General features: G+C 74.7%; 13 protein-coding genes. 3 read left to right on the top strand and 10 right to left on the bottom strand.

Features of this window, described 5'->3' with window-relative positions:
* Positions 1–183 precede the first annotated feature (183 nt).
* Positions 184–1,137: an SH3 domain-containing protein gene (locus OHL10_RS02345; RefSeq protein ID WP_265520540.1), complete on the bottom strand. Its 954-nt coding sequence runs from the start codon at positions 1,135–1,137 to the stop codon at positions 184–186.
* Positions 1,138–1,242: 105 nt separating this feature from the next.
* Entirely contained in the window at positions 1,243–1,941 is a 699-nt protein-coding gene (locus OHL10_RS02340) for a demethylmenaquinone methyltransferase (protein ID WP_265520539.1), read from the bottom strand.
* 42 nt (positions 1,942–1,983) lie between these two features.
* Here OHL10_RS02340 and OHL10_RS02335 point away from each other — a divergent pair, with 42 nt between their 5' ends.
* Together OHL10_RS02335 and OHL10_RS02330 are read left to right on the top strand one after the other, a co-directional pair.
* Entirely contained in the window at positions 1,984–3,339 is a 1,356-nt protein-coding gene (locus OHL10_RS02335; RefSeq protein ID WP_265520538.1) for an isochorismate synthase, read from the top strand.
* A gap of 88 nt (positions 3,340–3,427) precedes the next feature.
* On the top strand, positions 3,428–3,979 hold the full coding sequence (locus OHL10_RS02330) for a GNAT family N-acetyltransferase (RefSeq protein ID WP_265520537.1): 552 nt from the start codon (positions 3,428–3,430) through the stop codon (positions 3,977–3,979).
* A gap of 272 nt (positions 3,980–4,251) precedes the next feature.
* Here OHL10_RS02330 and OHL10_RS02325 read toward each other — a convergent pair whose 3' ends face one another.
* From OHL10_RS02325 to OHL10_RS02290, 8 genes are all read right to left on the bottom strand, one after another.
* Complete coding sequence (locus tag OHL10_RS02325) at positions 4,252–5,751, bottom strand: S1C family serine protease (RefSeq protein ID WP_265520535.1); 1,500 nt, start codon at positions 5,749–5,751, stop codon at positions 4,252–4,254.
* A gap of 98 nt (positions 5,752–5,849) precedes the next feature.
* A complete protein-coding gene (gene menD / locus OHL10_RS02320; protein WP_265520534.1) occupies positions 5,850–7,682 on the bottom strand; it encodes a 2-succinyl-5-enolpyruvyl-6-hydroxy-3-cyclohexene-1-carboxylic-acid synthase in 1,833 nt (610 codons plus the stop codon).
* A complete protein-coding gene (locus OHL10_RS02315) occupies positions 7,679–8,689 on the bottom strand; it encodes an o-succinylbenzoate synthase (RefSeq protein ID WP_265520533.1) in 1,011 nt (336 codons plus the stop codon). The genes menD and OHL10_RS02315 overlap by 4 nt, the downstream gene beginning before the upstream one ends.
* Positions 8,690–8,725: 36 nt before the next feature.
* Positions 8,726–9,355 (bottom strand): TetR/AcrR family transcriptional regulator, encoded by a 630-nt coding sequence (locus OHL10_RS02310; protein WP_265520532.1) that lies wholly within the window; start codon positions 9,353–9,355, stop codon positions 8,726–8,728.
* Positions 9,352–9,678 (bottom strand): DMT family transporter, encoded by a 327-nt coding sequence (locus tag OHL10_RS02305; protein WP_265520531.1) that lies wholly within the window; start codon positions 9,676–9,678, stop codon positions 9,352–9,354. The genes OHL10_RS02310 and OHL10_RS02305 overlap by 4 nt, the downstream gene beginning before the upstream one ends.
* Positions 9,679–9,782: 104 nt before the next feature.
* On the bottom strand, positions 9,783–10,409 hold the full coding sequence (locus OHL10_RS02300) for a DUF1349 domain-containing protein (protein WP_265520530.1): 627 nt from the start codon (positions 10,407–10,409) through the stop codon (positions 9,783–9,785).
* Positions 10,406–11,647 (bottom strand): MFS transporter, encoded by a 1,242-nt coding sequence (locus OHL10_RS02295; RefSeq protein ID WP_265520529.1) that lies wholly within the window; start codon positions 11,645–11,647, stop codon positions 10,406–10,408. Before OHL10_RS02295 ends, OHL10_RS02300 begins: the two co-directional genes overlap by 4 nt.
* Positions 11,644–12,189, bottom strand: a complete 546-nt coding sequence (locus tag OHL10_RS02290; RefSeq protein WP_265520528.1) for a TetR/AcrR family transcriptional regulator — start codon at positions 12,187–12,189, stop codon at positions 11,644–11,646. Before OHL10_RS02290 ends, OHL10_RS02295 begins: the two co-directional genes overlap by 4 nt.
* Positions 12,190–12,317: 128 nt before the next feature.
* On the opposite strand from OHL10_RS02290, the gene OHL10_RS02285 reads away from it, so the two are divergent.
* The gene (locus OHL10_RS02285; RefSeq protein ID WP_265520527.1) at positions 12,318–13,298 is read left to right on the top strand and encodes a 1,4-dihydroxy-2-naphthoyl-CoA synthase; all 981 of its coding nucleotides are present in this window, start codon (positions 12,318–12,320) and stop codon (positions 13,296–13,298) included.
* The last annotated feature ends 28 nt before the right edge of the window (positions 13,299–13,326 follow it).

Below are 13,326 nucleotides of genomic sequence, written 5' to 3'. Positions count from 1 at the left end.
TGCGTTCGCATCGTTGCGTGCGCCTCGTGGCACCCCGTCGGAGTGCACCAAGGATCGTGCACACCGGCGTGCACGACTCCCCCACGGTACGAGGGTTCCGTCTGTACCGCGCGATCAGGCAGTTCGGCCGCAGACGATTCGGCCAGCGCGGACCCGGCGGACCGAGCGCCTGTCCCGAGCCCCCTACGACGTGCTGATGTGCACGTGGTCGAAGTGGTTCGCGGTCGCGCCGCCGCGGTCCGCCATCGGTGCCCACGCGCTCGCGGAGTCGCCCGCCATCCAGATCTTCTGCTCGTAGATGATGTAGGTGACACCCAGCGAGCCCGCGTTGGCCTGCACGTACCGGGCGATCTGCCACCCTGTCTCGCCGGTGATCATGACGTCGACGGCGCGGCCCGTGCCGTGGTCGCCGCCGTCGCCCGGGCGCAGCCCGCCGTACGAGGTGACCTGGGGGAATGCCGCGCACACCGCGCGATAGGTCGCGATCGCGTTGGCCTGCAGCCCGGACTCGATCTCCGGGTTGACCGAGCAGGCGGCGCCCGACGGACCGGACGTGCTCGCCGCCTGCTCCTCGGGCTCGGGCTCCGGCTCCGTCTCGGACAGGAAGGCCGAGCTGATCCAGGCGGCGGCCCCGTCCCAGACGACCTGGCTCCACCCGTCGTCAGTGGCGCCGGTAACGTCGACGACGGTGGCGGACGGAACGGTCGTGACCCTCTCGGCGTCCGCCGACGGCTCGGTCCTGACGTTGACGGCGTCCGTGGTCCACATCTGCCCGGTCACGTCGGGCACCGTCTCGGGTTCCGGCTCGGGCTCCGGCTCAGGTTCCGGATCGGGTGCGGGGACGACCTCCGGGGTCGGCTCGTCGGCGACCTCGAACGTCGGAGCGGGCGTGGGGTCCGTCGTGTCGGTCCTCGGCCCGGCGCCCAGCGTCGCCCGGTCGCCGGAACGGCTGGCGGCCTTCGCGTCGCGCTCCGACGTCGACCCGGCGAACGGGACGCCGGTGTCCTCGGTGCCGACCGCCACCTGGGGGCCCGAGCCGACGACCGCGGCGCCGAGGACGGCGATCAGCGCGAGCGCCGGGAGCCGCCGCGTGCGGGCGGGCGCAGCCGGTGCTGCACTGTGGCGACCTCTGGACATGGGGCACTCCGGGGGTGGGTGAACGAACGGGACCGCGCCAGTGTAACCAAATCGTTACCTGATCCGTCCAGCCGCCCGCCGTCCGGAGGCCAACCGACGAGCCTCCTACCGGGCGGGGCGGGTCCCGCGGTGCAGCGCGACGATACCGCCGGAGAGGTTGCGATAGGCGACCTGCTCCCACCCTGCCCGGACGAGCAGGCGGCCGAGCCGGACCTGGTCCGGCCACGCGCTGATCGACTCGGCCAGGTACTCGTACGAGCTCCCCTCGCGCGTGACCGCCGCGGCCACGCGCGGCAGGGCCTTCATGAGGTACTCGCTGTACACCGTGCGCAGCGGCGCCCACGTGGGCTGGGAGAACTCGCAGATCACGACCCGCCCGCCCGGCCGTACGACGCGCAGCATCTCGCGCAGGGCCGCGTCCGTGTCGACGACGTTGCGCAGGCCGAAGGAGATCGTCACGGCGTCGAACGTCTCGTCGGCGAACGGCAGGTGCGTCGCGTCGCCCGCGACGAACGACAGGTCGGGGCGGCGCTCCTTGCCGACCTGCAGCATCCCGAAGGAGAAGTCGCAGGGCACGACCCGCACGCCGTCGTCGGCGAACGGCTCGCTCGAGGTGCCGGTCCCGGCCGCGAGGTCGAGCACCTTCTCCCCCGGCATCGCCGCGACGGCCGAGACGGTCGCGCGGCGCCACCGCCGGTCCTGGCCCAGGGAGATGACGTCGTTCGTCAGGTCGTAGCGACGAGCGATGCCGTCGAACATCGACGCGACCTCGGTGGGCTTCTTCTCCAGGCTGGCGCGAGACATGCGGACCATGGTGTCACGCCGCCCGGCTTACCCTGGGTGGTGATGACTGCTGAATCGACGAGCGCCACCTCGGCCCACCCGCTCGTGGTGCGTTCCACCCCCGTCGCCGACCTCCCCGGTGGCCTCACCGCGCTCCTGGACGTCCTCCCGGACACGCGCCCGCTCGCGTGGGTGCGCCGCGGGGACGGCATCGTCGGCTGGGGCGAGGCGCTGCGCTTCGAGGCGTGGGGGCCCGGTCGGTTCGCCGACGCCGAGGCGGCCTGGCAGGACGTCCTCGCCCACGCCGTCGTGCGCGACGAGGTCGGGCTACCCGGCAGCGGCCCGGTCGCGTTCGGGTCCTTCGCGTTCGACGACACGGCCGGCACCTCGGGCGACGCGCGCGCGTGCGGCACGATCGTGGTGCCGCGCGTCGTGGTGGGCCGCCGCGGCGGGCGCACCTGGGTGACGACGATCGACACGGCGGGCTCGTTGACCCGCACGCCCGGCGCGCACGTCCTCCGCGCGGCCGACCGCGAGCCGGTCACCGCCCCGGGCGAGGTGACCACGGTCGACGGCGCGCTGTCCGCGACGGACTGGAGCGCCGTCGTCGGCGAGGCCGTGGAGCGCATCCGGGACGGGGCGCTGGACAAGGTCGTGCTCGCGCGCGACGTCGTCGCGACCGCGAGCGCCCCCATCGACCCGCGCTGGCTGCTCACCCGCCTCGCGTCGGCGTACGAGGCGTGCTGGACGTTCTCCGTCGACGGCATGGTGGGCGCGACGCCGGAGCTGCTGGTGCGCAGCGAGAAAGGCCTGGTCACCTCCCGCGTCCTGGCGGGCACGATCCGCCGCTCGCGCGCCGGGGTGTCCGACGACGACGCCCTCCTGCGCGCAGCCCAGCTCGCCCGGTCCTCCAAGGACCTCGAGGAGCACGAGTACGCGGTCGCGTCCGTGGCCGAGGCCCTCGCGCCGTTCTGCTCGTCGATGAACGTGCCGGACGCACCGTTCGTCCTGCACCTGCCCAACGTCATGCACCTGGCCTCGGACGTCACGGGCGTGCTCGCGGGCCACGCGGCCGACGGCGGTCCGGTGGCCGGTTCCGTGCCGTCCAGCCTCGCGCTCGCCGCGGCGCTGCACCCCTCGGCGGCCGTGTGCGGCACGCCCACGGCCGCGGCCCGCGAGCTCATCCGCGAGATCGAGGGCATGGACCGCGGCCGGTACGCCGCCCCGGTGGGCTGGCTCGGGGCCGACGGCGACGGCGAGTGGGGCATCGCCCTGCGCTCGGCCGAGCTGTCCGAGCGCGACCCGCGCACGGTGCGGCTGTTCGCCGGCTGCGGGATCGTCGCGGCCTCCGACCCGGCGGCGGAGCTCGCCGAGTCCGAGGCCAAGCTCGAGCCCATGCGGTACGCGCTGGGCGGTTGACCGGCGCCGGTTCGTCAGGTCCGCGCCGTCGTTCTCGTCCGGTGGACGACCCGTTTCGCGCCGCCGCGTCGGCTGCTACGTTCGCGTCGTGCCTGCCGACGAAAGCCCTGATCAGAGACATTCTGGAACGTCCCCCGTCGTGGTGCGCCGGGCGCGGGTCGCCGACCGCGAGGCCGTGTGGCCGCTCGTGCTCCAGATCCCGCGGCGCAGCCCGGAGCGGACCGCGTTCGACCGGTCGTTCGGACCGCTCCTCGGTGCGCTCGACACGTTCTTCGCCGTGGCCGAGACACCCGACGAGATCGTGGGGTACGTCCTGGCCAACCGGCACCTCACGTTCGCGTCCAACGGGCCGGTGACCTGGGTCGAGGAGATCGTCGTGACGTCGGACGCCCGACGCCGCGGGATCGGCGGGCAGCTGCTGCGTGCTGTCGAGGCCTGGAGCGGCGAGCACGGCGCCGGTCGTGTGACGCTCGCCACCGGCCTGTCGAAGGACTTCTACCGCACCAACGACTACGTCGAGGCCGCCGGGTACTTCGCGAAGGACGTCGCCGTCGTCACCGGCGCGGACCCGGGCGCGGGGTCGGGGTCCGGAGCGGACGACTCCGAGGCCGCGTGGGAACCGGTGGCGGACCCCGCCTGACCCACGGGAGGCCATGACTCGCTCTGACCTGTGCCGACCGGCGGGCGGGCGATCTCCTCGTCGCCCTCGACGCACGACGGTGCCCGGTCCGCGCTGCGCGCAGGCCGGGCACCGGGGTCGGACGCACCGTCCGGTACGGGGGCCGGGCCGGTCGTCTCGACCGTGCCCCGTCGGCGGCAGGGGAGACCTCCGACGGGACGAGGGTGGGGCTGGGAAGTGCTGGGGACACCGGTTCGCGGTACACCGCCCAGCCCCGGTTCGTGGGGGCTCCGTCAGCCCTGGGGCGGGAAGAGCTCGTCCAGGCCGGGGATGTTGTCCGGTCGGGTCGGGTCGCCCTGACCCTCCTGGCCCGAGCCGTCCTGGCCCGAGCCGTTCTGGCCGCCGGTCTCCTCGACCGCCCGGGCCGCGAGCGTCGCCCGGACCTCCTGGCTCTGCCCGGCGCGGACGACCGTGAGGGTCGTCTCGGCACCGGCGGTGCGCTCGCGCACGTACGCCGTGAGGGACTCGGCCCCGCTGACCGCGTCGCCGTCGATGGCGACGATCACGTCGCCCGAGACGATGCCTGCCTCGTCGGCCGCGGAGCCGGGGGTCACCTCCTCGACCTGCGCACCCCGGCGCGTGACGCCGTCGGAGGTGGCCGTCGCGTCGCTCAGGCTGACCCCGAGGAATGCGTGCTCCGCCTCGCCGTCGGCGATGAGCTGCTCGCCGATGTTCGACGCGAGGTTCACCGGGATCGCGAACCCGAGGCCGATCGACCCGGACTGGTTCGACCCGTTCGACATCGTCGCGATCGAGGACGTGATGCCGATGACCTCGCCCTGCGCGTTGAACAGCGGACCACCCGAGTTGCCCGGGTTGATCGCCGCGTCGATCTGGATCGCGTTCGTCACGACGACGTCCCCGCCGGTCGCGCCCGACGCCGAGACCGGGCGGTCGAGCGCGGAGACGATCCCGGTCGTGGCGGTGTTCGCCAGCCCGAGCGGGTTGCCCACCGCGAGGACCGACTCCCCCACGCTGACGGCGTCGGAGTCACCGATCGTCGCCGGGGTGAGGTCGTCCGGGGCGTCGACGAGCTGCACGACCGCGAGGTCCGTCGTCGGGTCCAGCCCGACGATGGTCGCCTCGAAGAGCCGCCCGTCGCTGAGGGTGACCTGCACCGTGTCGTCCACGGCGCCCTCGACGACGTGGTTGTTCGTCAGGACGTGCCCCTCGGTGTCGAGGACGACGCCGGACCCTTCGCCGCCGCCCGCGGACGTCTGCACCTGGATCGCGACGACCGACGGAGCGACGGCCTGCGTCACCGCCTGCCAGTCCGGGTTCTCCGAGGTGGAGCTCGCGACCGGGACCGTCTGCGCCTCGTCGTCCTGCTCGACCGTCGCGAGCGACGTCGGCTCGACCGCGCCCTGGTCGAACGCACCCGTCAGGCCGGCGGTGCCGAGGCTCGCGAGGAGCGCGGCACCCGCGGCGACGCCGACGATCGGGACCCACCCGCGACGTGCGGGGCGCTCGGCCGTTCCGGCAGGGACGCCCGAGCTGACCGGCGGCGCGGGCGGGTAACCGAATGCCGCGCCGGCAGCGGGGCCGGCCGTCGGGCCGGAGTGGACCTGCGCCGGGGCCGAGGGCCGACCCTGGTCGGGCGCGGGCGCGGGCACGGGCGGGAGCGGCAGCGGCTGCGTGGCGTGGAAGTCCGTGGGGCGCGTGTACGGCGCCGGGTGCACGGGCCGCGCCTGCTCCGGGTTGCTGGGGGTGTTCGGGGTGTTCTCTGTGGTCATGGTGGCCTCCTGGTCTCTGCACACCACTGAACACCCCGGCGCTGGTACGGGGCTTGAACCTGCCTGTGAGTTCGCTGCGAACTCCGCGCGGTCGCGCTTCAGCGGGCGCGGAGGACCTCGGCCACCGCGTCCCGGACCTGACCGGCGAGCGCGATCCCCGCCGTCCTGCGGTCGGCGCGCGGGACCGGTACCTCGATGACCTGGACGCCGTGGGTCGGGGAGGCGAGGGCGTGCCGCAGGCTCGCGGTGTCGGTGACGAGCTGGTGGTCGACGCCGTAGCCCGCGCAGACCTGCGCGAGGTGCGCGCCGTGCGGAGTCGAGAACACGCGCTCGAACGTGCGGTGCGCCGCTCTCGACCCGGCCGCGAGCGCCCCGTGCTCGAGCGAGGCGAAGATCGAGCCGCCGTCGTCGTTGACCACCACGATCTGCAGGTCGACGTGCTCCTCGGCCGGTCCGCGCAGCAGGCCCCCGGCGTCGTGGAGGAACGTCAGGTCCCCCAGCAGGGCGTGGGTCCGGCGACCGGCCCGGCCCGCGGCCAGCGCGATCCCGGTGGCGGTCGACACGGTGCCGTCGATGCCGGCGGCGCCGCGGTTCGCGACGACGTGCACGGCCTCGTCCCACCCGGCGACGAGGTCGAGGTCCCGCACCGGGTTGCTCGAGCCGACGACGAGCACGTCACCGGGGTGGCACGCGGCCGCGACCTCTGCGGCGACGGCGAGCGCCGTCGTCGGCCCCTGCAGGTGCGTCGCCACGACCGCGGCCGCGGCGTCCCCCGCGGCGACCCAGAGCTCGCACCACGCGCCCGGGCCCTCGACGGGTCGGTCCCACCAGGCGTCCGGGACGGCGGGCAGCACCACGGACGCGTTGCGTGCCGCGTCCGGCCACGGCCCGGCGCCGGGCGCGACGACGACCACCTCGACGCCCGGCCGTCCGAGCAGCGTCTGGACGGGCCGGGACAGGGTCGCGCGGCCCAGCACGACGACCCGCCGCACCTGCTCGACGAGCGCGTCCGCGCCGAGCACGAGCCGGTGCGCGCGCACCAGGTTCGCCCCGCCCGCCGCACCCGAGGAGGCCTCGGCGAGCAGCGGCCAGCCGCGCGCCTCGGCCAGCCTCCGCGCGGCCGCACCCGCGCCGTCGCCGGCCACGAGCACGGTCGGGGGCTCGGCGAGCCCGGCGTCGTCCGCCGCGCCCGTCGACCCCCACGGGACCGCGGTCAAGGACGCGACGGCAGCGACGGCAGGGACGACGACGGCCCGACGCTCCGGGCGCCGGTCCGTACCGGCGTCCGGCCCGTCCGGGGACCCGAGCGGCGACGTCGGGACGAGCGGGTCGCGGAAGGCCAGGTTGAGGTGGACCGGCCCGGGGTATCCCGAGCGGTCGCCGCGCGCGGCCGCGAGCGCCCGGGTCACGAGCGTGCTCAGGTCGCGCGGCTCGTCCGCGCGGCCGGTGGGGGCGGGGACGTCGACGGCCAGGCGTACGGCCGAGCCGTAGAGGCCCACCTGGTCGACGGTCTGGTTCGCGCCCGTGCCGCGCAGCTCGTGCGGCCGGTCCGCGGTGAGCAGCACGAGGGGCACGCCGCTGTGGTGGGCCTCCAGCACGGCAGGGTGCAGGTTCGCGGCGGCGGTGCCCGACGTCGTCACGACCGCCACCGGGGCCGCACGGGTCGCGAACGTGCTCGGCTCGCCCCCGTCGGGGCCGTCCCCCGCACCGGTGAGCGCGGCGCCGCGCGCGAGGCCGAGCGCGAGGAACGCCGCGGACCGCTCGTCGATCCGCACGTGCAGGCGCAGCCGGCCGGCGTCCGCGGCCTCCGCGACGGCGTACGCGAGCGGGGCGCTGCGGGAGCCGGGTGCGAGGACGACGTCGGCCACTCCCCCGGCGACGAGGTCGGCCACGAGCCGGCGGGCGGCGACGATCGAAGGCGGCTGGTTCATGTCGCGCCTCCGGGCGTGAGGGTGCGGGCGTCGAGCACGGTGCCGACGCGAGCGAGGCGGGCGAGCCAGCGGTCGGTGGTCTCGACGTCCGCGGCGGTGGCGTCGAGGCGGGCGACGGTCGGCTCCGGACGGCGTACGGGGATCTCGCCGTCGACGGGCAGCAGGGGGTGGTCCACGACGTCGTCGACGAGCAGCTGCGACGTCGCGAGCCCGCACGCGAACGGGAGCTCGGGCAGCGCTGCGGCGAGCGCGAGCCCGGCGGCGAGCCCGACCGAGCTCTCGAGCGCCGAGGAGACCACGACCGGCAGGCCGATCTGCTCGGTGAGGTCGAGGCACGCCCGGACCCCGCCCAGCGGCTGCACCTTGAGCACCACCACGTCCGCGGCCTCGGCGCGCACCACCGCGAAGGGGTCCTCGGCCCGGCGGATCGACTCGTCGGCCGCGACCGGCACGTGCGTCGCGCGGCGGACCGCCGCGAGCTCCGGCACGGTGGCGCACGGCTGCTCGACGTACTCCAGACCCCCCGAGGCGCGGTCGAGGTGCCGCAGGCGGGCGAGCGCCTCGGTACTCGTCCAGGCACCGTTCGCGTCGATGCGGATGCGCCCGCCGGGGCCGAGCGCGTCCCGCACCGCCTCCAGCCGCTCGATCTCCGCGGCCAGGGGCTCGAGACCCCCGGGTCCGTCCGGGTCGCGCTGCGCGACCTTGACCTTGGCCGTGCGGCAGCCGCCGGACGCCGTGACGATCGCGGCCGCGCGGGCGCCGTCGACCGCGGGAACCGTGACGTTGACCGGGACGTGCGTGCGCACGGGAGCGGGCCAGCCGAGGTGCGCGGACTCCCGGGCCGCGGCCAGCCACGCGGCCGACTCCGCGTCGTCGTACTCCCAGAACGGCGAGAACTCGCCCCACCCGGCTTCGCCGCGCAGCAGCACGCCGTCGCGCACGTCGAGGCCTCGGAACCGGGTGGTCAGACGGGTGCGGTAGACGACCGTCGCGTCGAGGGCGGGCACGCCTCCCAGGCTAGGCCACCGGGGCTCACGAGCGGCTCACGCGCCCTGGGCGGGCCGTCCGGCCGTGGCCAGCAGCCCGGACACGAGGTGCGCGGCGAGGTCGCGCACGTCGCGACCCTCGCTGAGGGCGCTCACGGCCGCGCCGTCGACCACCGCGACGAGGAGCGCCGGCGCGAGGTCGACGTCGAGCTCGGCGAGCAGCTCGGCGATCGCGTCGTCGAGGAGCTGGCGGCCGTCGGCGTAGGCACGGGCCAGGGCCTCGTGGCGTCCCGCCGCGACGAGGTGCTCGTAGAAGCCGCGCAACTTCGCGACGCCCGTCTGCGGCAGGACGGCGCGCACGAGCAGCTCGGCCCGCTCCCCCTCGGTCAGCGGGACGGCGCCCGGTGCCCGGCGCTCGGCCAGACCCTCGACCACGGCGCGCGCGTGGTCCGCCCACCCCGCGGCGATCCGGGCGCCGGCCGCGGCGACGAGGTCGTCCAGGCCGGTGAAGTAGTACGTGGTCGCCGCGAGCGGGACGTCGGCGTGGGCCGCGACCGTGCGGTGCGAGAGCCCGGCCGGGCCGTCCCGCAGGATGAGCTCGACGGCGGCAGCGACGATCGCGTCCCGCCGCTGGGTACCGCGCGCCTGGCGCCGCGGCGCGCTGCTCGCCGTGCTACTCGGGGTCATGCGTGGCCTCCGCCCGACAGGTTGAGTCCGACGACTCCCGCGATGATGAGGACGAGGGAGACGATCTTCAGCACCGTGACCGTCTCGTCGAACAGCACGACCGCGACCACGGCCGTGAGCGACGCGCCGATCCCGACCCACACACCGTAGGCGATGCCGACCGGAAGGGTCCGCAGCGCGTAGCTGAGCCCGACCATGCTGAGGACGAGCAGGACGACGAACGAGACGCTCGGCCAGAGCTTGGTGAAGCCGTCGGACGCCTTGAGGCTGAGCGCCCAGCCGGCCTCGAGCATGCCGGACAGGACGAGGATGACCCATGCCATGAGATGACCTCCTGTGTCCGCCGGGTGGCAGGTCCGCCGTCGCAGGACACGATGTGGTACTAGCGTACCACTTTAGCCTTCAAGGCGGCCGCTCCTCGCGCCGTTCACGACCCGTCGCGCAGGTCCTCCAGCCGCGCGCTCGTGAAGGTCACCTGGTCGAAGACCACCCGGCACCCCTCGCCGTGCGGGGACTGCGCCTCGAAACCGATCGACGGCGTCAGGCCCGGGGCGTCGAGGACGAAGGCCCGGACCAGGCGCCACGTCCGTCCGTCGACCGACGCGTGGTAGGCGAAGACACGCCCGACGCGCGAGACCCGCAGGAAGATCGAGGCGCCGTCGACGACGAAGGCGTTGGCGTCGTCGGACACCTCGCGGTTGACCACCGAGACGACCATCGCCTCGTCGTCGGGCGAGAGCTCGAAGCAGAGCTTGGCCCAGTGCTTCTCGTCCAGCCACAGGAGCAGGACCCCCGCGTCGAAGGTCGCGCCGAAGTCGGCCGTGACGCGAGCGGTCAGCTGGAAGTCGCCCGCCGGTGCCTCGCCCAGCAGCGTGACCGCGTTGAGCAGGGTGTGCGAGGTCACCTGGTCACCCTCGCCCGGGTCGACGAAGATGTCGCTGTGCGGGGCCGCGGTGACCTCGAGAGCCCCCGCAGCGGGGTCGACCTGCCAGGACGAACCTGGCGAGGGGCGCAGGTCGACGGGGATGCCGGGCACGTGGAGCGTCGGGCTCATGAGGGGTCCTCTCGGTGGGTGGGTGACGGGCGCTCGCGCACCGCGCCGGAGAACAGGGTGGTGGCCAGCACGGCGACCATGACGACGAGGATCGCGGCCCGCAGCCCGACCTGCTCGCCGAGCAGGCCGAGGATCGGCGGCCCGACGAGGAAGGCCGCGTAGCCGGCTGTCGCGACCGCGCTGGCCCGCTTCGCGGCGTGCTCGGGGTCGTCACCGGCCGCCGAGAGCGCGACGGGGAACCCGAGCGACGCGCCGAGCCCCCAGAGCAGCACTCCGACGGCGGCGAGCCACGGACCGGGCGCGAAGGACACCATCGCGATCCCGGCCGCCGCCACGACGGCGCTGGTGCGCATGACCGGCGCCCGCCCGAATCGGTCGATGACCCGCCCGCCGGTCAGCCGCCCGACGGCCATCGACAGGCCGAAGAAGGCGTAGACGAGCGCTCCCACCGACTCGGAGAGCCCGTAGCCGTCGACGACGATGAGGGGCAGCCAGTCGTTGGCCGAGCCCTCCGCGAGCGCCATCCCGAGGATGATCGCCGCGAGGGCGAGGAGCCGGGCGTCGAACCAGGGCCAGCGCTGCCCGCGTGGCACGGCGGCGCCACGCATCGGGTCGGCGCCTGACGTGCGCGCCGTCGCCCCGGTGCGCGCGGGAAGCTGACCGACCAGCCACACCGTCCCGGCGCCCACGAGGAGGGTCACGGTCGCCATGTGGACGAGCACCGGCACGGCGGCCGCGTTCGCCGCGAGCCCGGCGAGACCCCCCACGAAGATCCCGAGACTGAAGCAACCGTGCAGCCCGGGCACGACGCTGCGGCCCACCGCGACCTCGAGCTCGACACCCTCGACGTTCAGGCCGATCTCGCCGGAGCCCATCCCGTAGCCGAACAGCGCCAGCCCGGTCGCGACGACGAGCCCGTGCGACAGCCCCGCACCGAGGCCGACGACGAGGACGCCGGCCACGATCGCGGACATCCCGCAGGCGACGACGAAGCGCGCGCCGCGGCGTGCGACGAGGAGCCCACCGACGCCGATCCCGATCACCGAGCCGACCGACAGCCCGGCGATGATCAGCCCCATCTCCGCCGTCGACGCCCCGAGGACGTCCCGGATGCTGGGGGTGCGCGTGACCCAGGTCGCCATCCCCAGGCCGGTCCCGAAGAACGCCACGACGAGTGCGGCGCGCCACCGTCCGAGGCCGACCCGCTCGCTGCCCTCGACCAGCGCGGCCCGCGTCATGCGGGGTCCTGCCGGAGGAGCGCGCGGAAGGTGCCGCGGACGACGTCCTCGGTGAACACCTCGGGCATGAACCACCGGTGCAGCCCGAGCCCTTCCTGCACGGCGTCGAGGACGTGCGGCTCGACGCCCTCGATGCGACCGGCGAAGAAGCCCTGCGCCCGGCGCATCCAGTCGCGGACGAGCTCGGCGTAGCGCTCGTCGCGGAAGGCCAGCACCATGAGCTCCGCGAGCAGGATCCGGAACCGCTGGCCGTCGCCGGCGAGGACGACCGCGGTCATCGCCTCCACGGGGTCGGCAATCTGTGCCGCCTCGGCGCTCAGCGGCGTAAAGCTCTCGTCGGCGAAGCGGCGGAAGGCGGCGAGCAGCAGGTCGTCGCGCGTCGCGAAGTGGTAGGTCATCGAGCCGAGCGGGACGTCGGCCGCCGCCGAGATCGTCCGGTACGTCGCGCCCGCGAGCCCCCGTTCGACGATGAGGTCCAGTGTCACCTCGACGATCCGGTCGCGCCGGTCAGGGTCGTGCCGTCGGGTACCAGACCCCGCCATGGTGCCTCTCCGTCCGTCTTCACCGCGCGGCGCGCGGCGCCTCGGCAATCTATCAGAACGTACGAATAGATCGCCGCACCGACCGACGGTGAGAGCCGCTCGTGCGAGGACGACCTAGGCTGGCGCACGTGAGCAGCCTCCCGCCCCGTGTGTCCGAGACCTTCGACCCTCGCGCCTGGCGCGCCGTCACCGGCTTCGAGGGCCTCACCGACATCACCTACCACCGCGGCGTCGACCGGGAGGGTCCCACCGAGCGCGACCTGCCCGTCGTCCGCATCGCCTTCGACCGGCCCGAGGTGCGCAACGCGTTCCGGCCGCACACCGTCGACGAGCTCTACCGTGTGCTCGACCACGCCCGCATGACCTCCGACGTCGGGACGGTGCTGCTCACGGGCAACGGCCCCTCCCCCAAGGACGGCGTCTGGGCGTTCTGCTCCGGCGGCGACCAGCGCATCCGCGGACGCTCCGGGTACCAGTACACGACCCCCGTCGAGAACCCGGCCGGGCAGGGCGAGCAGCTGGGCGAGACGGCGGACCACGTCGACCCCGCCCGCGCCGGGCGGCTGCACATCCTCGAGGTGCAGCGGCTCATCCGCACCATGCCCAAGGTCGTCATCGCGGTCGTCAACGGCTGGGCCGCGGGCGGTGGGCACTCGCTGCACGTCGTGGCGGACCTGTCGGTCGCGAGCCGCGAGCACGCACGGTTCAAGCAGACCGACGCCGACGTCGGGTCCTTCGACGGCGGCTACGGCTCCGCGTACCTCGCGCGGCAGGTCGGGCAGAAGCGCGCGCGGGAGATCTTCTTCCTCGCCCGCGAGTACTCGGCGCAGGACGCGTACGAGTGGGGCGCGGTCAACGAGGTCGCCGACCACGCCGACCTCGAGGCCCTGGCGATCGACTACGCCCGGACCATCGCCGCCAAGTCGCCCCAGGCGATCCGCATGCTGAAGTTCGCGTTCAACCTCGCGGACGACGGGCTCATGGGCCAGCAGGTCTTCGCCGGCGAGGCCACCCGCCTCGCGTACATGACGGACGAGGCGGTCGAGGGCCGCGACGCGTTCCTCGAGCGGCGCGCACCCGACTGGAGCGGCTTCCCCTACGCGTTCTGACGGCGGGTCGGGCGCAGGGCTGTCGCGG

Origin of the sequence: Oerskovia flava (assembly GCF_026163685.1) — a bacterium.
Taxonomy (GTDB): Bacteria; Actinomycetota; Actinomycetes; order Actinomycetales; family Cellulomonadaceae; genus Oerskovia_A; species Oerskovia_A flava.
The sequence above is the reverse complement of the archived record's forward strand: the minus strand, read 5'-3'. Positions and strand labels throughout refer to the sequence as shown.